Origin of the sequence: Caballeronia catudaia (genome assembly GCF_001544755.2) — a bacterium.
GTDB lineage: Bacteria > Pseudomonadota > Gammaproteobacteria > Burkholderiales > Burkholderiaceae > Caballeronia > Caballeronia catudaia.
Genome location: NZ_FCOF02000002.1, coordinates 261,050 through 281,897, shown reverse-complemented (window position 1 = coordinate 281,897; position 20,848 = coordinate 261,050). Strand labels below are relative to the sequence as shown.

Genomic DNA, 20,848 nt, shown 5'->3' with positions numbered 1-20,848 from the left:
CTCGGGGAAGCCGCGCCGCTCAAACGAGCGCCCTGCCCTTCAGGCGCTCGAGAATGCCGAGCGGCGCGCATTCGGGACGCGCCATCGCCTTGACGGGCAAAAAGAACGTCTGCTCCATCATGAACTGGCCGGACATCACCGCGTGCGACGCCTGATCGGAGAAGCAGACCCACACCGAGCCGGGCGGGAACGGCATCGTTTCCTGCGGCGAAGTCTTCTGATAGGCGAGATCGGCCTTCATCGCGTCATGCAGATGCAGCATCAGATGGTCGTACGCCGAACGCTTCGACTTCGTGATGTGCAACAGATTCATGAGCCACGCCGAGCCGGGCGTCTGCGCCTTGATGCCGGGCAGGAAGCGCTTCGCCATGTCTTCGAACGGTTCGCCGACGCGCCACACGCGCGGCGCGCCTTGCGGATTGATGTTCGTGAACACGCGCAGGATGCGCTCGCCGTAGTTCGGGCGCGACGGGAAGGCATCCACGTGCAGGCGGCTGTCGTCCCTGCGCCACGACGTCTCGCGCGTTTCGACCTGATGCAGCCGCAAGCTGGTAGGCGCGACGCGCAGGTTGCCGTCGTACTCAGGGAAAAGCCCGTCGACGAGCGAGCGCGCATGATCCTGATATCGCTTGATGAGCGAGCGCACCGCCGACTGCATCACGTCGTCGCCGAGCACGCCGGCGAGCACGCCGCCATTGGGCGCGAGGCTGATGTTCTTGCGTTTCGGGTCCGCGATCTTCGGATCGAGCAGCGCGATCTCGCCGCCTTCGATCGGAAAACGCAGATTGGGAAAGTACAGCACCTTGCCGTTTTCGACGCCGGCAAGCAACGCCTCACGCGGCACGGACAGATTCTTGCCCTGCCAATCGCCCGATGCGACTTCGATGATTTGAGATTCCGTCATGTGTCTACGACCTTGAGTTACCGCGCATGACGCGCGTCGGGCACGCTATCACGGGCGCGCTACAGCAGGCCGAAGCCCGCGAGCGCGGTCTTGACTTCAGACAAAGTGGGGTGCCGGCTGGCGTCGCCCAGATTGACGACTTGCGGCGACCAGTAGCCGCCGGTGCGCCATGCGGTCGAGAAATTGTACAACTCGATGGTCGGGCGCTTCAGCGCCGCGGCAATGTGCACGAGGCCGGTATCGACGCCGACGGTCGCGGCCGCGCCGTCGATCAGGCCGACCACCGCCGGCAGCGAGAGCTTCGGCGGCACGATTGCGGCAGCGCCGAATTCCTTCGCGAGCTTTTCGCTCGTCGCGCGTTCGGCGTCGCTGCCCCACGGCAGCACGATCGACGCGCCGCGCGTCACGAGCGCCTGTCCGAGTTCGATCCACGCGGCTTCGGGCCATTGCTTGTCGGCGCGCGAGGTGGCGTGCACGAACACGACGTACGGCACCGGCAGGTTCAGCCCGAGTTCGGAGACGGCGAGCGCCGCGCGGCGCGTGTCGATGCCGAAGTCGATGTCGTCGGTCATCTGCGGCTTCGGCAAATCAAGCGCGGCCGCGACGAGCTGCCGCGTGCGCTCGACGACGTGCGTACGCGGCTCGATCGGCACGCGCCGGTCGTAGAAGAAGCGCACGGGCCATTCGTAACCCGCGCCGTCCGTGCGGTTGCCGAGGCCGGCCAGCGGCCCGCGCGCCCAGCTCGCGACCCACGCGGTCTTGATGAGCCCCTGGCAGTCGATCACGAGATCGTATTTCTCGGCGGCGAGTTCGCGCTTGAACTTGCCGATCTCGCGCCAGTTCGCGGGCGATGCGAACCCCTTGCGCCAGCGTCTGAGCGAGAACGGGATCGCGCGATGAACGCCGTGAACCAGTTCGACGAGACTCGCGAAGCTTTCCTCGACGAGCCAGTCGATTTGCACATCCGGATAGCGGCGGCGGATGTCGGCGATGGCCGGCATGTTGTGAACGACGTCGCCAAGCGACGACACGCGGACGATCAGGATCTTTTGCACGCTGGGATGGGGAGGCGCGGACGGACGCGCGGCGGTGTGAGCGGGAAAACGGGGATTTTAGCGCGGCGCGTGCGAAAAAGCGGCACGGTGAAAAACCGTGCCGCTTTGTCATCAACCGCCGAACCCGCTCAGAACGGCAGCTTCGCGTCCGGCTTCTCCGCCAGGATCACCCGGCGAAAATCCTCCTGAATCCGCTTCAGCGCCGCGTCGTTGTCCGCTTCGAAGCGCATCACGACGACCGGCGTCGTGTTCGACGAGCGCGCAAGCCCGAACCCATCCGGATATTCCACGCGCAAACCGTCGATGGTCAGCACGTCGTCCGCGCCGGTGAACTTCGCCGATTTCTGCAGACGCGCGATCAGCTCGAAGTTCTCGCCCTCTTCCAGCTTCAGTTGCAGTTCGGGCGTCGACAGCGAATTCGGCAGATCGTTGAGCAGCTTGCTCGGATCGGCCACGCGCGACAGGATTTCGAGCATGCGCGCGCCGGTGTAGAGACCGTCGTCGAAACCGTACCAGCGGTCCTTGAAGAACACGTGGCCGCTCATTTCGCCCGCGAGCGGCGCGCCGGTTTCCCGCAGCTTCGCCTTCACGAGCGAGTGGCCCGTCTTCCACATCACCGGCTCGCCGCCCTGCTCGCGCACCCACTTCGCGAGATTGCGCGTGCACTTCACGTCGTAAATGATCTGGCCGCCCTTGTTGCGCGACAGGACTTCCTGCGCGAACAGCATCAACTGACGGTCCGGATAGATGACCTCGCCGTCTTTCGTGACGACGCCCAGGCGATCGCCGTCGCCATCGAACGCGAAGCCGATTTCGGCGTCGGTTTCCTTGAGCGCGCGGATCACGTCCTGCAGGTTTTCAGGATGCGCCGGGTCCGGATGATGGTTCGGGAAGTTGCCGTCGATGTCCGTGAACAGCTCGACCAGCTCGCAGCCGAGCGCCTTGAACAGCTTCGGTGCGAGTCCGCCGGCCACGCCGTTGCCCGTATCGATGACGATCTTCATGCCGCGCACCGGCTTCACGTCGGACACGATGCGATCCAGATACATCTGCGACACGTCGAACTCGGTGTAGCTGCCCTCGCCCTGCGTGAGATCGTTGTCGACGATGCGCTTGTACAGGCCCTGGATCTGCTCGCCGTAGATCGCGGCGCCGCGCAGCACCATCTTGAAGCCGTTGTAGTCGGGCGGATTGTGGCTGCCCGTCACGACGATGCAAGAGTCCACGCGGCGCTCGCCCGACGGCAAGGGCAGCGGCACGCTCGCCGCGAAGTAGCCGACGGGTGTCGGCACCATGCCGATATCGACGACATCGACGCCCGCCGAGCGCAAGCCGTCCGCCAGCGCGCCGACGAGCTCGGGGCCGGAGAGACGGCCGTCGCGCGCGACCACGACCGAATCGCCGCCCTGCTTCCTGATTTCGCTGCCGAATGCCTGCCCGATGCTTTTCGCGACATCACGGTCGACCGTCTTGCCGACGATGCCGCGAATGTCGTATGCCTTGAAGATGGATTGGGATATTTGGCTCATGAGATGGCTACCTCTTCTGTATTAATTGATGTTTTCCGGCGATGCAGCCATGAGGCATGCAGGTCGTGACTGTCGGCGCGCCGGTCTTGCTGCGGGTAAGCGCGCGAACGGCTGCCAGATGACGTATCGAATTTTGCCTATGCGTGTGTCAAATCAATACGAAAGAAACAATTCGAAGCAAGTCGAAGCAAAATGAAGCGGAACCGCGGCAGCGGGCGGGCGTCGGATCGCACTTATAATCGCTGTCTTTCGTTGCTTTTCGCGGTCGCGCGCGCCGGGATCGAAACCCGGTTCAAGCCTGCGCGTTCATTCTAATCCAATGCTTAAACGCCCTTTCGCCTCGATGCCTTCGGATGAGGCGCGTCCGCGCGCAAACACACAAAACTTCACCGATGACGCGCGCCTTTCAACAGTCGATCAGGCTCGGGAAGCACGCGGCGTGCCCGGCACCTTGACAGGATCGGCCGAATGAAGGCGCTGACGCGCTCCGGCAATCCGGACGTCGCGCGGGCGCTCGCCAACATCGTATGGCTCGGCCTGGAGCGGCTGACGCAGATCGCGGTCGCCATCGTCATTTCGGGATTGCTCGCGCGCTACTTCGGCCCCGACGATTTCGGCAAGTGGCAATACGCGAACACGCTGCTGCTCGTGATCGCGCCGCTCACCTGGATGTGCGGCGCGGAGATTCTCGTGCCGACGATCGTCAACCGCCGCACCCCCGCCGACACCGGCGCGGTGCTCGGCAGCGCGTTCGTGCTGCGCATCGGCATGTCGGTCATCGCGCTCGCACTGACGTGGAGCTGGATCGCGGCCGGCGGCCCTGATCCGATGGTCGGCCTGATGCTCACCGGCCTCGTCGTCACGTTGCTGTTTCGCGATCCGCTCATCGGCGTGGTGAATTGCTGGCTGCAGAGCATGACGTACAGCAAGCCGCAGCTCATCGCGAGCATGATGGCCGCGATCGTCAAGGCGATGCTCGTCTTCGCGCTCGTGCGCCTGGCGGCGGCGCCGCAAAGCTTCGGCTGGCTCTGGGCGCTCGAAGCCGCGGCGATCGGCGGCGCGCTCGTCGTGTATTACATGCGCCGGCATGGCGGCAAGCTCGACTGGCGTTTCGATCGCGCGCTCTTCAGACATTTCGCGAGCGCGGGCACCGTGTTCTGGCTCGGGCTCATCTGCATGTATCTGTTTCTGAAGCTCGACCGGCTGATGCTCGCGCATCGCGTGTCGTTCGCGGAGCTCGGGCTGTATTCCGCCGCACAGCAGCTCAACGAAAACTGGATCACGCTCGCGCTGATGCTGTCGCAGACCATCGCGCCGGCGTTCGTCTATCGCGTGCAGGACGCCGCACGGCTCAAACGCAACCTCGTGCGCCTTTTCGCGATGACCGCCGTGCTGATGATCGCGGGCGCGGCCGTTCTCGACGCGCTCGCGGGCTTCATCATCGCGCGCGTGTTCGGCCCGAATTACGTGGGCGCCGCCGATATTTTCCGCTGGGCCGTGTGGCTTTCCGTGCCGGCGGGCATCGAGGCGATCGGCAATCTCGTCGTGCTGAAATATCAGGCGAAATACGTGCTGCTGGCGAAATGGCTCTTTGCCCTCGCGGTCGCGTTCGTCGTGAACGGGATCGCGATTCCGCGCATGGAAGGCTACGGCGCGCTGATCGGGCTGGCGGCCGGTTATCTCGCGGCGGCGGCGGTGAACTTCTACTACATTCGATACCGGCTGCGCGCATGAACGATCTATCCGACGTTGCGGTGTTGATGCCCGCGTTCAACGGCCAGGCCGATGTCGAGCGCACGCTCGCGTCGCTCAGGGAAACGAGCATGGTCCACGTGCTGATCGTCGATGACGGCAGCGCACCGCCGATCGTCGCGCCCGCGATCGGCGGCATGAACATCGACATTCTGCGGATGCCGAAAAACGGCGGCATCGAGCGCGCGCTCGAAGCGGGCATGACGGCGCTCGCCGCGCGTGGCATACGTTACGCGGCGCGCATCGACGCGGGCGATCTCGCAACGCCTGGCCGGTTCGCGAAGCAGCGCGCGTATATGGAAGCGCATCCGCGCGTCGCGGCGCTGGGCATGTGGACGCACGTGGTATCGACCGAAGGCGCGCCGCTCTTCGATCTGACGCCGCCGACCGAGCCCGCCGCGATCCGCCGCACGATGCTCGCGCGCACGTGCTTCACGCATCCGTCGCTGATGCTGCGTGTCGACGCCGTGATCGAAGCGGGCAACTATCGCGCGCAGTATCGCGCGGCGGAAGATCTCGATCTTCTGCTGCGCCTCATGCAGCGTCACGACGGCGCGAATCTGCCCGAGTTCGGCCTCTTCTACGAGCTGAACGAAAGCGGCATCAGCGCGACGAAGCGGCGCGCGCAGGTGATGTCGACGCTGCGATTGCAGCTTCGCTACCTGCGGGTGACGAATCCGCTCGACTGGGCGGGCGTCGTGAAGAGCGTCGCGCATCTGCTGCTGCCGTATCGCGCGTTGCGTGGCCTGAAAGCGCGGCTGCTGAAGCCTGCGTCGTCGGCATGACACTTTTTTTGTTTAGCCTGGCGTGTCATCGGGCGCGCGGTGAACCATGATTTCCGAATGACGAAACAACGGTCGAATCTTCGCATCGCCCTCGTGTGCAACACGGCGTGGGCGATCTACACCTACCGGCGCGGCGTGCTGCGCATGCTCACCGCGCTCGGCGCGCAGGTGACGATCATCGCGCCGCGCGATCGCACCTTCGAGCCGCTCATCGAAATGGGCTGCCGCTGCGTGGAACTGCCGGTGGCTTCGAAGGGCACGGACCCGCGTCAGGATTTGAAGACGCTCGGCGCGCTCTATCGCGAATATCGCGCGACGCGCCCGCATATCGTGTTTCACTACACGATCAAGCCGAACATTTACGGCTCGCTCGCCGCGATGCTCGCGCGCGTGCCGTCGATCGCAGTGACGACGGGCCTGGGCTACGTCTTCATTCAGAAGAGCCGCACGGCGCAGGTCGCGAAGCTGCTGTACCGTTTCGCGTTCCGCTTTCCGCGCGAAGTGTGGTTCCTTAACAAGGACGATCATCACGCGTTCAAGCATGAGAAGCTGCTCGCGCATCCGGATCGCGCGCGGCGTCTGCATGGCGAAGGCGTCGATCTCGACGAATTCGCGCTGGCGCCGCTGCCCGCGCGCGAGGATTTCGTGTTCATCCTGATCGGGCGTCTGCTGTGGGACAAGGGCGTGGCGGAATATGTCGAAGCCGCGCGCAGAATCCGCGCGAAGTTTCCGCACGCGCGTTTCCAGTTGCTCGGGCCGGTCGGCGTGGACAATCCGAGCGCGATCAGCCGCACCGACGTAGAGAGGTGGGAGGCCGAGCATATCGTCGAATATCTGGGCGAAGCGAACGACGTGCGGCCGCTCGTGGCCGCGGCGGATTGTGTCGTGCTGCCCTCGTATCGCGAAGGCGTGCCGCGCACGCTGATGGAAGCCTCGGCGATGGGCCGCCCGATCGTCGCCACCGATGTGCCCGGCTGCCGCGAGGTGGTCGAGCATGGCGTGAACGGTCTGCTGTGCGAGGTGAAGAGCGCCGACAGCCTCACGGACGCGATCGAGCGCATGCTGACCCTCTCCGCCGCCGAACGTGAAGCCATGGCGCAGCGCGGCCGCGAAAAGGTCGCCCGCGAATTCGACGAAAAAAATGTCGTCGAACGCTACAAGGGCACAATACATGCCATCACCGGCATTTCACTCTGATTTCAGCAATTTCAGCAATACGGAGAGCACAAGATGAATGACAACCAGTCGATGAAGGGCACGATTCTCGTCACGGGCGGAGCCGGCTTCATCGGTTCGCATACGTGTGTCGAATTGCTCGATGCGGGCTACGGCGTCGTCGTCATCGACAATCTCGTCAACAGCCGCGCGGAATCCCTGAAGCGCGTGGAGCGCATCACGGGTAAAAGCGTCGCGCTGTACGAAGCGGACGCGCGCGATGAAGCCGCGCTCAACCGCATCTTCGACGCGCACCCGATCACCGGCGCGATTCACTTCGCCGCGCTGAAAGCCGTGGGCGAATCGGTCGCGAAGCCGATCGAGTACTACAGCAACAACATCGGCAGCCTGCTCGCCGTGCTCGAGGTGATGAAGGCGCGCAACGTGCGCAACTTCGTGTTCAGCTCGTCCGCGACCGTGTACGGCGTGCCGAAGAGCGTGCCGATCGACGAATCGTTCCCGCTTTCCGCGACCAATCCTTATGGACAGAGCAAGCTGATCGCCGAGCAGATTTTGCGCGATCTGGAAGTCTCCGATCCGTCATGGCGCATCGCGACCCTGCGTTACTTCAATCCCGTCGGCGCGCATGAAAGCGGGCTGATCGGCGAAGATCCGGCGGGCATTCCGAACAACCTGATGCCGTATGTCGCGCAGGTGGCCGTCGGCAAGCTGGAGCGCCTGCGCGTGTTCGGCAGCGATTACGATACGCACGACGGCACCGGCGTGCGCGATTACATTCACGTCGTGGACCTGGCGCGCGGGCATATCGCGGCCATCGGCGCGCTGAAGACGCTGGATCGCAGTTTCGTCGTGAATCTCGGCACGGGGCAAGGCTACAGCGTGCTGGATGTCGTGAAGGCGTTCGAGAGCGCGTCGGGCAAGCGCGTGCCGTACGAGCTCGTGCCGCGCCGCCCCGGCGATGTCGCCGCCTGCTACGCCGACCCCGCTGCCGCCGCCGAACTGATCGGCTGGCGCGCGGAGCACGGCATCGAACGCATGTGCGCGGATCACTGGCGCTGGCAGTCGCAGAATCCGCAAGGGTTCGCGTAACAACGTCGCGGCGCTCGCGTTCGATGCGGCGCCGCTTTCTTCATCGGTTCCATTTCATGCTTAGTTTCGCGCTTGCTTTTCTGGTCTCGCTCTTCGTGACCTTGTTGATCGTGCGCTTCGCACACTTGCAGGAAGGCGTGCTCGGCGACACCGATCTCGCCGGCGTGCAGAAGTTTCACGCGCGTCCGGTGCCGCGCATTGGCGGCGTGGGCATCATCTGCGGGCTGACCGCTTCCGCCGTGCAATTGCGATGGGGCTATCCCGCCGTCTCGGGCGGCATTCTCGGCATCATCGCGTGCGGCTTGCCGGCTTTTCTCTCCGGGCTCGTCGAAGACCTGACCAAGCGCGTCTCGCCGCTCGCGCGCCTCATCTGCACGATGGCGGCCGCGGGCCTCGCGTACGCATTCCTCAACATCGCCGTGACGCGCATCAGCGTGCCGCCGCTCGATTTCCTGCTGTCCTACGCGGTCATATCGTGCGCGGTGACGGTGCTCGCCGTCGCGGCGCTCGCGAACGCGGTGAATATCATCGACGGCTTCAACGGCCTCGCGTCGATGGTCACGTTCATGATGTTCGCCTCGCTCGCCTATGTGGCGTTCCAGGTTCACGATCCGGTCGTGCTGTCCGGCTCGCTCATCATGATGGGCGCGGTGATGGGCTTCTTCATCTGGAATTTCCCCGCCGGGCTGATCTTTCTCGGCGACGGCGGCGCGTACTTCGCCGGCTTCATGCTGGCCGAGCTGGCGATTCTGCTCGTGATGCGCAACCGCGATGTCTCCGCGTGGTATCCGGTGCTGCTCTTCATGTACCCGATCTTCGAGACGTGCTTCTCGATCTATCGGAAGAAATTCATTCGCGGCATCTCGCCCGGGATTCCGGACGGCGTGCATCTGCACATGCTCGTCTACAAGCGTCTGATGCGCTGGGCCGTGGGCGCGAAGAACGCACATGAGCTGACGAGGCGCAATTCGCTCACGTCGCCCTATCTTTGGCTGCTGTGCCTCATCGCCGTGATTCCCGCGACGCTCTTCTGGCGGCACACGCTGCATCTGTTCTGTTTCGTCGTCGTGTTCGCGGCGACGTACGTGTGGCTCTACATGAGCATCGTGCGCTTCAAGTCGCCGCGCTGGCTGGTGTTTCGCCGGCCGCATCAAGCGAAGAAGTAAGCCGACGCCGCCCTCTTTCCGGGCGGCGTTTTTCTTTCCGCGCCGCTTACTTCAGGTGCTTTCTGAAGAACTCGGCGGTGCGGCCGTTGGCGAGTCGCGCGGCCGCCGCATCGTAATGCACGCCCTGGTTGCGCGCGAACGCGTGATGGCAGCCGGGATAGGTGAACGCCTCGACATTCGCGTGCCCCTGCACTGCGGCGAGCACGCGATTGCGCGCCTCCTCGTTGATGAACTCGTCGGCTTCGGCGAGATGCAGCATGAGCGGCACCGTGATCTTCGGCAGTTCGGCGAGGTATTGGTCGGTGCCGCCGCCGTAGTAGGAAACCGATGCATCGACATCGGTGCGCGCGGCGGTCAGAAACGACAGCAAGCCGCCCAGACAGAACCCGACGGAACCGATCTTGCCCTGCACTTGCGACAGCCCGCGTGCGAAGCCGATGGTCGCCGCGATATCCTCGACGCCCGTGTTGACGTCGAACCCGTTGTAGTACTTCATCGCCTGTTGCCATTCGGCTTCGGTCTTGTCGGTCAGGACGACGTTCGGCTCCTGCCGCCAGAAGAGGTCGGGGCACAGCGCGACGTAGCCCTGGCGCGCGTACTCGTCGCAGGTTTCGCGCATGTCGGCGTTGATGCCGAAGATCTCCTGAATGACGACCACGGCAGGCGCGGGCGTTTGCGCAGGATAGGCGACGTAGGCGTCGAAATTGCCGTCGGGCGTGGAGATGCTGAGCATGTCGGACATGGGGTCTCCTGTGTGGGTGAAGTACAGGGTCGCGGTATCGCATCGCTCCCAAGGACTCTATCGACTTCGCATTTCATGTTCAACGCGGATCATCCGGATAGCGGGGCGGGCAAGAACACCGGCATGCCTTCGCGAGTCCCTCTCGCTCCCGCTTTCCTGTCTCACGACTCGATGAACGCCAGCAAGTCCGCATTCACCTTATCCGCTTCCACGGTGCACATCCCGTGCGACCCGCCCGGATAAACCTTCAACGTCGCATTCTTCACGATCTTCGCCGCCTTCTGCGCCGCCGCGCCGATCGGCACGATCTGGTCGTCGTCGCCGTGAAGGAAGAGCGTGGGCACGTCGAATTTCTCGAGGTCGGCTGTGTAGTCCACTTCCGAAAACTGCTTGATGCACTCGTATTGCCCCTTGATGCCGCCGCGCATGCCCTGCAGCCAGAACAGGTCGATCACGCCCTGCGAAATCTTCGCGCCGTCGCGGTTATAGCCGTAGAACGGCGTCGTCAGATCCTTGTAGAACTGCGAGCGGTCGGCGGCGACACCCTTGCGGATGCCATCGAACACGTCGATCGGCAAGCCGTCCGGATTCGCCTCGGTCTTGAGCATGAGCGGCGGCACCGCGCCGATCAGCACCGCCTTCGCGACGCGCTTCGTCCCGTGCCGGCCGATGTAATGCGCGACTTCGCCGCCGCCCGTCGAATGGCCGACGAGCGTCGCGCCCGTCACGTCCAACGCGTCGAGCAGCGCGGCGAGATCGTCGGCATAGGTGTCCATGTCGTTGCCTTCCGAAGGCTGATCCGAGCGGCCGTGTCCGCGCCGGTCGTGCGCGATCACGCGATAACCCTTGGCCGACAGAAACAGCATCTGCGCGTCCCACGCATCGGCGTCGAGCGGCCAGCCGTGCGAGAACACCACGGGCTTGCCGCTGCCCCAGTCCTTGTAGTAAATCGCGGTGCCATCCTTCGTCTTGATCGTGCTCATCCGTTGAAATCCCTGGCTATCCAGCAGTTGGGAAATACGCCCCGTCCGGCGAGCGCGCTCGAACGAGCGTGCGTCAGAGCGGCAGTCGAAGTGTGAAACGCTTGTGTGACGGTGAGACGCGCGCCGGGCATGAAAGGCGCGCCTTGCGGCAAGAGCTTATTTGATACGCGAAAAACGGCGCGCGCGCCAGCATTGAATCGCCGGACGGCAAGGGATGAGAGACAGCACAAAGCAGCAGGTGACGGACGACGGCTCGTCACGGCGATGATCGCGAGTCCCCGGATGATCGAGCTAGTTCGATCGATCGGGTTCCCGGCATGCGTGTCGCGCCGAACAAGCCCATGCCGTTTCCCTTCTGCGAGGGCCGCTCGTTGACGTATGGCCCGCGCGGCTGACGCCGCGCGTCCTCGTGGGCTTGCTGTCCCGCAATCGCGGGTCACCTCGTATCGGCACGCGCACGCACATCGCACCTGTGGATTGGTCTCGCCGGATCATGCAGCATCCGGCCATTCGATCTTCGGTCCTCAAGTGCGGGGCGATCCGCCAGAATCACGTCCTTTGCGGACAGCGCAACACACGCACGCGTCTCTCTCCGCACATCCGATCGAAGCGCTCCCCGCGCAGCGTTATTTGGCGCACACGTGCACAACAGGGCCGCTGATATATTCGACGCACAAATAAAAGGGGTGCCCGGGGGCGTCATGCGCAACAAGTTCGCCGTCGTCTGGATCTGGCTCGTTCTGCTTCCGCTCGCCTTCGACATCAAGGGCGTCGCAACCGTCGACAAAATCATTCCGATTCTGCTCACCGTGACCTCGATGGGCGCGGCCTGCGCGGTCTTGCTGATCGCGCCGCGCTTCGCGCGCCGCTCGCGCATGCGCACGCTCGTCACTTCGCTGCTGCTGCTCACGGTCTTCGGCAGCGCCGCCACGCACGCGCTGCAAGGCAACGACGCGGGCAACTACGCGCGTGTGATCTTGCCGTTCCTGCTGATGCTGCTCGGCTACTTCGTCGGCTGCCGTCCGTGGGATTCGCAGCGTCTCGCGCAGATCGAGCGCGCGCTGGCCGGAGCGATGATCGCCTCGCTCGTCGTGAGCGTCGGCTTCGACGTGGCGATGGGCGACGGCATCGGCTACGCGGACGCTGGCAGCGTCCCTGTCACGTTCCTCTGCCTGCAGGCGCTGCTGCTGCATGAACTCGTCTTCGCGAAGCACTTTCCGAAGCTCACCGTCGCGCTGTTCGTCGCGACCATCGTCATCGAGTGGCTGTTCGTCACGCGCAGTCTGTTCGTCGGCACCTTGCTGCTCTTCGTGTATGCGACGTGGCTCGCCGCGCCGTCGATCCGGCATTTCTTCGGCGCGAGCCTGCGCGCCGTCACGATCGTGACGCTGCTCGGCGCGATGGCGGCGGCGTCGGCGTCGTTCTTCCCCGCCGTTGCCGAGCGCTGGTTGCCGGAGGTCTCGCTCGCGCAGGACGACGCCGCCATCGCGCGTCTCGCGGAGATGAAGGCTCAGGTGGATCAGGCGACGTCGTCGGCGCTATCGACGCTCGTCGGCATGGGCTACGGCCACGACTATCGTTACTCGCCTTCGACGCTGCGCGAGCCCGGCGAAGACAATGTCCCTGCGATCAAAAACTGGACCGCCGGCCACGACTTCTGGGTTTATCAGTTCTTCGCGGGCGGACTGCTGTTCGGTCTTGCGTTGCCGATCGCCGTGCTGTTGGCGCTATGGCGCGCCTCGATGGCTTATCGCGCGTGGCGGCATAGCGCGCCCGATGCGCGCCATCTTCCCGAACTCGGGCGCGCGCTGCTGATGCTCGCGGCGCTGCCCGCGACGTCGATCGGCGGCAATCCGCTCGGCAACGGCTTTGCAGCGATCGTGTTCGGCGTCGCGCTGGGCGTAGCCGTCGCAACGTATGCGCGCATCTCGAACGCGATGCAGATTCGCGCAGCCGGCGCGGCGGGCAAACAGCCGCAGCCCGCCTATCCGCACTATGGCGTGCCGCCGGACCCGCGCGCGCACGACGAACCGCTAACCGAGTTGCTGCCCGCGGCTACGTTGCCAGCGCAAGGTCCTGCTCAGAAACCGCCGGAGCGCGACTCGCTCGCGCCCAACGCCTGATTCACTGCGCGGGCAAATGCGCCCGCAGATACGGCGCGAAACCGTTCTGCACGGAAATGATCTTCGTCGCGCAGTCGTCGAAATCGGAGCCGCGCGCGCGTTCGTCTTCATACATGCCCTTGCATTGCGCGAAGAGCGAGATCGTCGCGCCCATGCCGTTACCGCTCGCGATGCGCGTCGCGGAGAACACCGGCTTGCCGGTGCCCGAAGGCACGTCCGTTTCGATCGCGGCATCGTCGGCGCGCGTCAGGCGTTCCTTCGAATTCTGCTCGACGTAGGTCTTCGTGAGCTTCCAGGCCGCATCGCACTGCGCGGCGTCGCGGCACGCGATGGTCGCATTGCGTTGCGCCGTATCGAGCGACTCCTGCGAGAGCAGGAACGTGCGTTCCTTCTGCTGCTCCTTCTCGACGGACGAGCATGCGGTAAGGACGATCGAAGCGACTGCGAGAGCGATGAGCTTTTTCACGGGCGGAAAGCAGAAGAACAGGTCGGACGGCGATTATAACGACGCCCGCTTTCACCGCGCGGGCAAACATCGGAGGGAACCATGAAACATGCGCTATGCAAGGCGCTCCTGCCGCTGCTGCTCGCGGCATCGTCGGCCGCGAATGCAGACGATCTGGCCGATGCAGCGTCGGCTGAACTGGCGTTGTCCGGCAGCCGATCGCCGACGGCGCAACTGCTCGCACAGCAAAACGGATATGTGGGGAATCCCGCGGGAAGCGCGCGGCTTCGTCCGGGCGGACGAGCCGACACCAAGTCGATGACGGCGCCGAAGAGCGCCGCCGCGATACTCTATCCGCCGCCGCCGGGCTTCAAGACGCCGAAGACCAATCCGGCCCGCGCGCACGACATCTACAAGTCGCCGTATTGAATACGTGAGGGAGAAAGCGCCGGCATCGCAGTGCCGGCGCGCGATGCCGTGCTTATTCCGCGATGCTCTCGTAGCTGTAATAGCCGGCGTACGTGCTGCCCATCAACACCTTCGATTGCGGCACGTCGGTGAGCAGCACGCCTTTCATCTGCACGCCGCCGTTGTGCAGGCGCTTCATCGTTTCGCCGATCTCCTGCACCTGGTTCTTGCCGTGCCGCACGACGAGCAGGCTGGTGCCGGCGTGCTTGCCGATCACGGTCGCGTCGGTGACCGCGAGGACCGGCGGCGTATCGATGACCACGAGGTCGTAATGCCGCTTCAATTCCGCGAGCACTTCGCCGAAGCGGTCGCTCGCGAGCAATTCCGAAGGATGCGAAGGCAGCGAGCCTTTCGTGATGAGATCGACGCCCGGCAACACGTCGTGAAGGATCGCGTCCATCACGTCGGCGCCCATCAGCACGTCGGAGAGACCGGGCGAATGACGCACGCCGAAATGCGAGTGGATGTCGCCGCGTCGCATGTCGCCATCGATCAGCAGCACGCGCTTTCTCGTCGAGGCGACGAGCGTCGCGAGATTCGCCGACAGGAACGACTTGCCCGCTTCCGGACGCGAGCCCGTCAGCATCACGACGTTGTTGCGCGCATCCGTGAGCTGCAACTGCAGCGACGTGCGCAGGCTGCGGATGCCTTCGACCGCAGCGTCTTCCGGCGCCTGCGCGGCAAGCACATGCAGCCCTTCGCGGCGCATCCCGACCTGGCGTTGCAGGCGAAGCTGCTGCGTGCTGCGCGGCACGATCGCGAAGACGCGCGTGCCCAGTTGCCGCTCGATATCTTCCGGACGCTCGACGCCGCCATACAGCGACTTGCGGATGAACGCGACAATGACGCCGATCACGAGGCCGATGCCCGCCGAAATCAGGATCACGAGCATGCGCTTCGGACGCACGGGATCGTCGGGGACTTGCGCGAAGTCCACGACGCGCACGTTGCTGCCCTGCCCCGCCTTCGTGATGCGCATCTGCTGCACGCTGCTGAGCAGGTTCGTGTAGAGCTCGGTGTTGACGCGCACGTCGCGCATGTAGCGCAGCGCGGTCTGCTCGGTGTCGGGCAGCGTCGACACGTTCTTGCCGAGGCGCGTCTGGGCGTTGGTGAGCGATGCGATCTGCGCATCGAGCGCCTGCACCGACGGATGATTCGCCGTGAAGCGCAGCGACAGTTCGGTGCGCTGCTGTTGCAGGTCCGCGAGCTTCGTCTTGTTATCGACGATCTGCTGCAGCAACATGCGGCTTTCCTCGTTCAGATCGACGCCGCCCTGCCTGTTGCGGAACGCGCTATAGCGCTGCTCGGCGTCGTCGAGTTGCTTCTTGGCGACGGGCAACTGCTGCTCCAGAAAAGAGAGCGTGTGCTCCGCATCGGACGCGCGGTTATCCGCGTCCTGCTGCACGTAACGGCGCGCGATGTTATTGACGATCGCCGCAATTTCATTCGGATTACTACCTTCCAGCGACACACCGATGATGCCGGACTGCAATGCGGTCTCCGCCACGGTCAGGCGCTTTTGCAGACGGTCGATGGTCGTGACCGTCGAGAAGCGCTGCAGTTCGAACTGCACGCCGGGCTTGCCGTCGAGCTTGTCGACCTTGAGCGTGACCGCGCCTTGCGGCGTCATGCCGGACGCTTCCCTGCCGACGTGGCCGGTGAGCACCGCGAGGCCGTCCGGATCGTTCAGCGCATAGGTGCCGTTCTGGCCCGCGACGAGCGTGAACTTTCTGTCGTAGAGCTCTTTCGGCGTGTCGAAGAGCGGCACGTCGATCTGCTCGCCGCCCCACGCGAAGCGCGACAGATAGCCCTGCGGAACCGGCTTGCCGAGCATCGGGAACGCGCGGCCGATCAGACCGCCCACGACGGGCATCGAACGCGGCGACGCGCTGATGTCGAGATGAAAACGCCGCACCGCATCTTCAATGACGAGACGCGAGCGCAGCAGCTCGATCTGCGCGGCGGTGACGGACTTTACTTCGGAATTCTGCGGGACGCCCTGCTGTCCCGCACTGGCGGGCGCGTTCGCGTTGGTCTTGCTGTGCTCTTCCACCTGGATCACCGCGTCCGCCTTGTACGTCGGCGTCGCGAGGAAGGCGTAGACGGTCCCGATTGCGACCACGGCGAGCATGACGGCGGTCACGAGCTTCCAGTTGCGCATCACCGCCGCCAGATAGTCGGACAGCCGCAACTCGTCGCCCGTCGATACGTCCACGTACCGTGAATCGAAGTTCATCGCCATGATCTCGCTCGCTTGCTTTTTTTTAAGTCGAACAATGATTACCCGGCGCGCCCCCGCGCGCGCCGGTCAGACGCTTTCAGACGCTTACTTCGTCAGCACGGCGGCCGTCAGACCCGCGTTGATCGCCGGCAGGAGCAGGTTCAGGACGCGCGAGAAGCGGACGAGCCCGTTGTTGTCCACGTAGACGACGTCCTTCGGCTGCAGCTCGAAACCGTTCGCGAGCAGCATCGACACCGGCGAACGCGCGTCGAGGTGATACACCTCCGGCTGGTCCGTCTGGCCGTTGCGGATCACGTAGACCTGTTTCGGGTCCGACGTTTCCGCGTTGAAGCTGCCGCCCTGCGAGATCGCATCCGACAGCGTCATCTTGCCGTTGCGCATCGGGATCACGGTGGCGGGACGCGTCACTTCGCCCATCACGTAGACGCCGTTGTCGTCGCGCGAATCGACGCGCACCGCATCGCCCGGCTTCAGCATGATGTCCGACGGGCTGCGGCCCTTCGCGGTCATGCCCGCCATGTTGATGTGATACGTGACGCCGTCGCGGATGAGCGTGACGCGGCTCTGGTCCGCCGTCAGCGCGAAACCGCCCGCGCGGCCGACCGCCTCGGTGAGCGTCATCGGAATGTCGTTGATCTGCTGCGCGCCCGGTGTGCGCACGTCGCCGTCGATATACACCTGCGCCGCGCGGAACGATGCGACGCGCACCGTCACCTGCGGCTTCACGAAGACCTTCGACAGCTCCGAATAGAGCTCGCGCTGCACTTGCGTCTCGGTCTTGCCGGCGACATGCAGCGGCTTGTTCACGTACGGGAACTGGACGTTGCCGTCCGCATCGACGACGAAGCCAGGCGCGGCGTCCGAAGTGCGCGACTGAGCCACCGGCTGGCCCAGCGCGGCGACGAGCTCGGGGTGATCCCAGACCGTGATCTGCAGCACGTCGCCGATGCCGAGCTTGTACGGCGTGGGCTTGCCGTAGAGCGACGCGTTCGGATCGTTCGCGTCCGAGGGCATCGCCGCGCGCATCTTCTTGATGAGCGTCAGGTCGATCGGCGTGATCGGAATGTTCACCGTCGAGGCCGGATCGCCCTTATCGTTCGATGTCTCGACGAGTTGCGGCGGCTGCTCGAAGTGCATGCCCGGCGCGAGCCCGCAGCCCGTCATGACGATACAGATGGAAGCTGCCGCGGCCAGGCTCGTGAGGCGGAAGATACGCGACACGTTGGTGTTGGCGGCCAGTGAGGTGGTGCCCGGTTGTTGTTGGTTGTGCATGATGGTCGTCCCCTGCATCAGTAAGCGTTGGTGTGGCGTAGTCCCTTGAAGATCGTTGCGGCGATGATTCTCATATCGAGTCCGAACGACCAATTACCCAAATAGTACAAATCGTGAGCGACGCGTCCTTCCATCTTTTCGATCCGATCAGTTTCCCCACGAAAACCGTTGACCTGGGCCCAGCCGGTGATGCCTGGCTTGATCCGGTAACGATGGATGTACCCCGATACGACCTTCTGATAAAGGTCGTCATGTTCAAGCGCGTGTGGACGCGGGCCCACGACCGACATGTCGCCTAGCAGAACGTTGAAGAACTGCGGCAGCTCATCGAGGCTGGTGCGGCGCAGGAACGCTCCGACACGGGTCACGCGCGGATCGTTGCGCGTGGCCTGCTGGAGCACTCCGGCTCGTTCCGTGTGCATGCGCATCGAACGGAACTTGTAGATGGTGAAGACGCGGCCGTCCGCGCCCTTGCGGCGTTGCCTGAAGAATACCGGCCCGCGCGAGGTCAGCTTGATGGCGAGCGCGATGCAGATCAGGAGCGGCGAAACGGCGATGATCGCGCCGAGCGCGAACGCCCGGTCGAAGAGTTCCTTCTGCAACTGCGCCGACGCCGACAGCGGCGACGCAACCAGGTCGATCGCGGGCTGGCCGAGCAGATCGGTCACGCCGCTTTCGAAGAGTGCGAGGCTGCGCACGTCGGGAATGAAGCGCACGTTGACGAGATCGTCGCGGAATTCGTTCACGAAGCGCAGGATCGTGCGCTCCTCGGAAAGGGGCAGCGCGAGCCACACTTCGTGCACGTTCTGCGAGCGCACGAAGCTGATGAAGGCATCGTAGTTGTCGTAGACCGGCACGCGCGTGGTCAGACGCGCCTTGGCCGGAGCCGCGTTGAACGCCGCGGTCATGCGAAAGCCGGTGTCCTGCGAGCGTTCGATCTTGCGGACGATCGAATCGCAATGTCTGCCGCCGCCGACGATCGCCACCTGCTGCAGGTTCAGGCCGGCGTTGCGCATATGCGCGAGGATCGCATGCGTGATCAGGCGGCCGGCGATCATGAGGCCGCCGGACATCGCGGTCCAATATGCGAACCAGAGGCGCGACACATAGTCGAGCCGATGCAGCGAGAACATCAGCGCGAGCGCGCAGCCCTGCACGACGAGCCAGCCGAGCGAGACCTGACAGGCAAGCTGCAGCTTGCTGCGGCCACGCCACGACTGATAGACGCCGAAGCCGGGAAAGAGCGCGAGCGAGAACGCCGCCGCGAACGCGACGAACGCCACCGAATAGGTGTGAGCCTCGATGTACTCGAACCTGATTTGCGACGCTACCGCCGCGCCGCCGACGATCATTACGACGTCGAACAGGCGTGCCAGCAACCCTTGTAAATCGCGCATGTCATCTCCCCGAAACGCAATCAGCCCTTTACCGCTCCGCTTCGTCTCCTCCGTCGCCAGTGCCCGTCTTTTCGAATGAAAGCCGTTGCAAAAACGCTGCTGCCTCAACCCGTCATGCCGTCGCCCTTCGCGCGCTCAATGGCGCCCGTAGGTATCGTCGAAGCGCACGATGTCGTCTTCGCCGAGATAGCTGCCGGACTGCACTTCGATGATCTCGAGCGGCACCTTGCCCGGGTTCTCCAGGCGATGCCGCACGCCGAGCGGAATGAACGTCGATTCGTTCTCGCTCAGCAGGAACTGCTCTTCGCCGCGCGTGACGAGCGCCGTGCCGCACACGACGACCCAGTGCTCCGCGCGATGGTGATGCATCTGCAGCGACAGCTTCGAGCCCGGCGACACCACGATGCGCTTCACCTGGAAGCGTTCGCCGTGCTCGATCGAATCGTAGAAACCCCACGGACGGCGCACCTTGCGATGCGTGTCCGCTTCGGGCGCGTGCTGCTCGCGGATGCGCGCGACGAGCCCCTTGATGTCCTGCACGCGCGAGCGGTCCGCGACCAGCACGGCGTCGTCCGTCTCGACGACGATCACGTTGGTCGTGCCCACGCACGCGACGAGCCGTCCGCCTTCGGAGCGCGCATAGCTCGAAGTCGCGCCTTCGAACACCACGCGCCCGCTCGCGACGTTGCCGGACTCGTCCTTGTCCATCGCGTCCCACACGGCGTCCCACGAGCCGAGATCCGACCAGCCCGCGACGAGCGGCACGACCACGCCGTCGCACGGCTTGCTCGGCGTGCCGATGTGCTCCATCACCGCGTAGTCGATCGAATCCGACGGCGCGCGACCGAACAGCGCGGCCTGCGGACGGAAGAACTTGCCGTCGTGCTCGCCGTCTTTCGCGGCGGCCGAGCACGCGGCGTGCATGTCGGCGTTGAGCTGTTCGAGCGCCGCGAGCCACACGCTCGCGCGCACGATGAAAATGCCGCTGTTCCACCAGTACGTGCCCGCCGCGACGTATTGCGCGGCCAGCTCCGCCGCGGGCTTCTCGACGAAGCGGTCGATACCGTATGCGCCGTCTTCCAGCGCCTCGCCCAGGCGGATATAGCCGAAGCCGGTGTCGGGGCGCGTCGGCGGAATGCCGAGCGTCGCGATCACGCCGCGCTCCGCATGCTCCGCCGCAATCGCGATCGCGCGATGCAGCGCCGGAATATCGGCGATGGAGTGATCGGCGGGCATCGCGACCATGATCGCGTCCTCGCCGTCCTTAATCGCCGCGAGCGCCGCGAGCGTAAGCGCGGGCGCCGTGTCGCGGCGCGCGGGCTCGACGATGATGCGTGCATCGACGCCGCTCTCGCGGGTCTGCTCCTCGGTGGTGAAGCGGTGTTCCTCGCCACATACGATGATGGGCTCGCCGTCCACCTTGAAATCGCCCGAAAAGCCCTTCAGGCGCGACACCGTGGCCTGAAGCAACGAGTCACGCCCGACGACGCCGATCAATTGCTTCGGGAACTGTTCACGCGACATCGGCCACAGGCGTGTGCCCGAGCCGCCGGCGAGGATGACGGGAACGAGGCGTCGGCAAGGTCCGGCCGCCCTGGCCGGACCTGCCTCCCCACCTGCCGCCCCTTGCGCCACCCCACCTTCCGTGCGTGCTTCATTCGTCATAGAGAAACTCCTGCCTGCGTATTCGTCGAACGGCAATGCCGCCCGAGAATGATTC

The 20,848-nt window shown here is 64.6% G+C and carries 17 protein-coding genes; 7 read left to right on the top strand and 10 right to left on the bottom strand.

The window, feature by feature from the left end; genetic code table 11:
* Nucleotides 1–19: 19 nt before the first annotated feature.
* The 3 genes from AWB75_RS03505 to AWB75_RS03495 form a co-directional block, all read right to left on the bottom strand.
* Nucleotides 20–904, bottom strand: a complete 885-nt coding sequence (locus tag AWB75_RS03505) for a Kdo hydroxylase family protein (RefSeq protein ID WP_061122672.1) — start codon at nucleotides 902–904, stop codon at nucleotides 20–22.
* Nucleotides 905–963: 59 nt separating this feature from the next.
* A complete protein-coding gene (gene waaC, locus AWB75_RS03500) occupies nucleotides 964–1,959 on the bottom strand; it encodes a lipopolysaccharide heptosyltransferase I (protein WP_061122671.1) in 996 nt (331 codons plus the stop codon).
* Between the two features lie 128 nt (nucleotides 1,960–2,087).
* Nucleotides 2,088–3,488, bottom strand: a complete 1,401-nt coding sequence (locus AWB75_RS03495; RefSeq protein WP_061122670.1) for a phosphomannomutase/phosphoglucomutase — start codon at nucleotides 3,486–3,488, stop codon at nucleotides 2,088–2,090.
* 468 nt (nucleotides 3,489–3,956) lie between these two features.
* Between AWB75_RS03495 and AWB75_RS03490 the strand changes: the two genes are divergently transcribed.
* From AWB75_RS03490 to AWB75_RS03470, 5 genes are read left to right on the top strand one after another with little or no spacing between them, the layout of a single operon-like run.
* Nucleotides 3,957–5,222 (top strand): oligosaccharide flippase family protein, encoded by a 1,266-nt coding sequence (locus AWB75_RS03490; RefSeq protein WP_061122669.1) that lies wholly within the window; start codon nucleotides 3,957–3,959, stop codon nucleotides 5,220–5,222.
* On the top strand, nucleotides 5,219–6,025 hold the full coding sequence (locus AWB75_RS03485) for a glycosyltransferase (protein ID WP_061122668.1): 807 nt from the start codon (nucleotides 5,219–5,221) through the stop codon (nucleotides 6,023–6,025). The genes AWB75_RS03490 and AWB75_RS03485 overlap by 4 nt, the downstream gene beginning before the upstream one ends.
* A 57-nt stretch (nucleotides 6,026–6,082) precedes the next feature.
* Entirely contained in the window at nucleotides 6,083–7,222 is a 1,140-nt protein-coding gene (locus AWB75_RS03480) for a glycosyltransferase family 4 protein (RefSeq protein WP_061122667.1), read from the top strand.
* 33 nt (nucleotides 7,223–7,255) lie between these two features.
* Nucleotides 7,256–8,290: a UDP-glucose 4-epimerase GalE gene (gene galE / locus AWB75_RS03475; RefSeq protein WP_061122666.1), complete on the top strand. Its 1,035-nt coding sequence runs from the start codon at nucleotides 7,256–7,258 to the stop codon at nucleotides 8,288–8,290.
* Nucleotides 8,291–8,346: 56 nt separating this feature from the next.
* Nucleotides 8,347–9,456 carry an MraY family glycosyltransferase gene (locus AWB75_RS03470; protein ID WP_061122756.1) on the top strand — a complete coding sequence of 370 codons (1,110 nt, stop codon included), beginning with the start codon at nucleotides 8,347–8,349 and terminating at the stop codon, nucleotides 9,454–9,456.
* 46 nt (nucleotides 9,457–9,502) lie between these two features.
* On the opposite strand, the gene AWB75_RS03465 is transcribed toward AWB75_RS03470, so the two are convergent.
* Nucleotides 9,503–10,198: a dienelactone hydrolase family protein gene (locus AWB75_RS03465; protein WP_061122665.1), complete on the bottom strand. Its 696-nt coding sequence runs from the start codon at nucleotides 10,196–10,198 to the stop codon at nucleotides 9,503–9,505.
* 161 nt (nucleotides 10,199–10,359) lie between these two features.
* Entirely contained in the window at nucleotides 10,360–11,181 is an 822-nt protein-coding gene (locus tag AWB75_RS03460; protein WP_061122664.1) for an alpha/beta fold hydrolase, read from the bottom strand.
* 701 nt (nucleotides 11,182–11,882) lie between these two features.
* On the opposite strand from AWB75_RS03460, the gene AWB75_RS03455 reads away from it, so the two are divergent.
* Nucleotides 11,883–13,304 carry a hypothetical protein gene (locus AWB75_RS03455; protein WP_061122663.1) on the top strand — a complete coding sequence of 474 codons (1,422 nt, stop codon included), beginning with the start codon at nucleotides 11,883–11,885 and terminating at the stop codon, nucleotides 13,302–13,304.
* 1 nt (nucleotide 13,305) lies between these two features.
* On the opposite strand, the gene AWB75_RS03450 is transcribed toward AWB75_RS03455, so the two are convergent.
* Complete coding sequence (locus AWB75_RS03450; RefSeq protein WP_061122662.1) at nucleotides 13,306–13,770, bottom strand: hypothetical protein; 465 nt, start codon at nucleotides 13,768–13,770, stop codon at nucleotides 13,306–13,308.
* Nucleotides 13,771–13,851: 81 nt separating this feature from the next.
* On the opposite strand from AWB75_RS03450, the gene AWB75_RS03445 reads away from it, so the two are divergent.
* Nucleotides 13,852–14,178, top strand: a complete 327-nt coding sequence (locus tag AWB75_RS03445; RefSeq protein WP_061122661.1) for a hypothetical protein — start codon at nucleotides 13,852–13,854, stop codon at nucleotides 14,176–14,178.
* 52 nt (nucleotides 14,179–14,230) lie between these two features.
* Here AWB75_RS03445 and AWB75_RS03440 read toward each other — a convergent pair whose 3' ends face one another.
* The 4 genes from AWB75_RS03440 to AWB75_RS03425 form a co-directional block, all read right to left on the bottom strand.
* A complete protein-coding gene (locus AWB75_RS03440) occupies nucleotides 14,231–16,459 on the bottom strand; it encodes a polysaccharide biosynthesis tyrosine autokinase (protein WP_061122660.1) in 2,229 nt (742 codons plus the stop codon).
* Nucleotides 16,460–16,543: 84 nt separating this feature from the next.
* Complete coding sequence (locus AWB75_RS03435; protein ID WP_235011949.1) at nucleotides 16,544–17,731, bottom strand: polysaccharide biosynthesis/export family protein; 1,188 nt, start codon at nucleotides 17,729–17,731, stop codon at nucleotides 16,544–16,546.
* Nucleotides 17,732–17,748: 17 nt separating this feature from the next.
* Nucleotides 17,749–19,128 (bottom strand): undecaprenyl-phosphate glucose phosphotransferase, encoded by a 1,380-nt coding sequence (locus AWB75_RS03430; protein ID WP_061122659.1) that lies wholly within the window; start codon nucleotides 19,126–19,128, stop codon nucleotides 17,749–17,751.
* 135 nt (nucleotides 19,129–19,263) lie between these two features.
* Nucleotides 19,264–20,793: a mannose-1-phosphate guanylyltransferase/mannose-6-phosphate isomerase gene (locus tag AWB75_RS03425; RefSeq protein ID WP_087086458.1), complete on the bottom strand. Its 1,530-nt coding sequence runs from the start codon at nucleotides 20,791–20,793 to the stop codon at nucleotides 19,264–19,266.
* Between the last annotated feature and the right edge of the window lie 55 nt (nucleotides 20,794–20,848).

Coding starts and splice junctions, on each gene's coding strand:
- AWB75_RS03505 (WP_061122672.1), bottom strand. CDS start 904: ATGACGGAATCTCAAATCATCGAAGTCGCATCGGGCGATTGGCAGGGC.
- AWB75_RS03495 (WP_061122670.1), bottom strand. CDS start 3,488: ATGAGCCAAATATCCCAATCCATCTTCAAGGCATACGACATTCGCGGC.
- AWB75_RS03490 (WP_061122669.1), top strand. CDS start 3,957: ATGAAGGCGCTGACGCGCTCCGGCAATCCGGACGTCGCGCGGGCGCTC.
- AWB75_RS03485 (WP_061122668.1), top strand. CDS start 5,219: ATGAACGATCTATCCGACGTTGCGGTGTTGATGCCCGCGTTCAACGGC.
- AWB75_RS03480 (WP_061122667.1), top strand. CDS start 6,083: ATGACGAAACAACGGTCGAATCTTCGCATCGCCCTCGTGTGCAACACG.
- galE (WP_061122666.1), top strand. CDS start 7,256: ATGAATGACAACCAGTCGATGAAGGGCACGATTCTCGTCACGGGCGGA.
- AWB75_RS03470 (WP_061122756.1), top strand. CDS start 8,347: ATGCTTAGTTTCGCGCTTGCTTTTCTGGTCTCGCTCTTCGTGACCTTG.
- AWB75_RS03465 (WP_061122665.1), bottom strand. CDS start 10,198: ATGTCCGACATGCTCAGCATCTCCACGCCCGACGGCAATTTCGACGCC.
- AWB75_RS03460 (WP_061122664.1), bottom strand. CDS start 11,181: ATGAGCACGATCAAGACGAAGGATGGCACCGCGATTTACTACAAGGAC.
- AWB75_RS03455 (WP_061122663.1), top strand. CDS start 11,883: ATGCGCAACAAGTTCGCCGTCGTCTGGATCTGGCTCGTTCTGCTTCCG.
- AWB75_RS03445 (WP_061122661.1), top strand. CDS start 13,852: ATGAAACATGCGCTATGCAAGGCGCTCCTGCCGCTGCTGCTCGCGGCA.
- AWB75_RS03440 (WP_061122660.1), bottom strand. CDS start 16,459: ATGGCGATGAACTTCGATTCACGGTACGTGGACGTATCGACGGGCGAC.
- AWB75_RS03435 (WP_235011949.1), bottom strand. CDS start 17,731: ATGCACAACCAACAACAACCGGGCACCACCTCACTGGCCGCCAACACC.
- AWB75_RS03430 (WP_061122659.1), bottom strand. CDS start 19,128: ATGCGCGATTTACAAGGGTTGCTGGCACGCCTGTTCGACGTCGTAATG.
- AWB75_RS03425 (WP_087086458.1), bottom strand. CDS start 20,793: ATGACGAATGAAGCACGCACGGAAGGTGGGGTGGCGCAAGGGGCGGCA.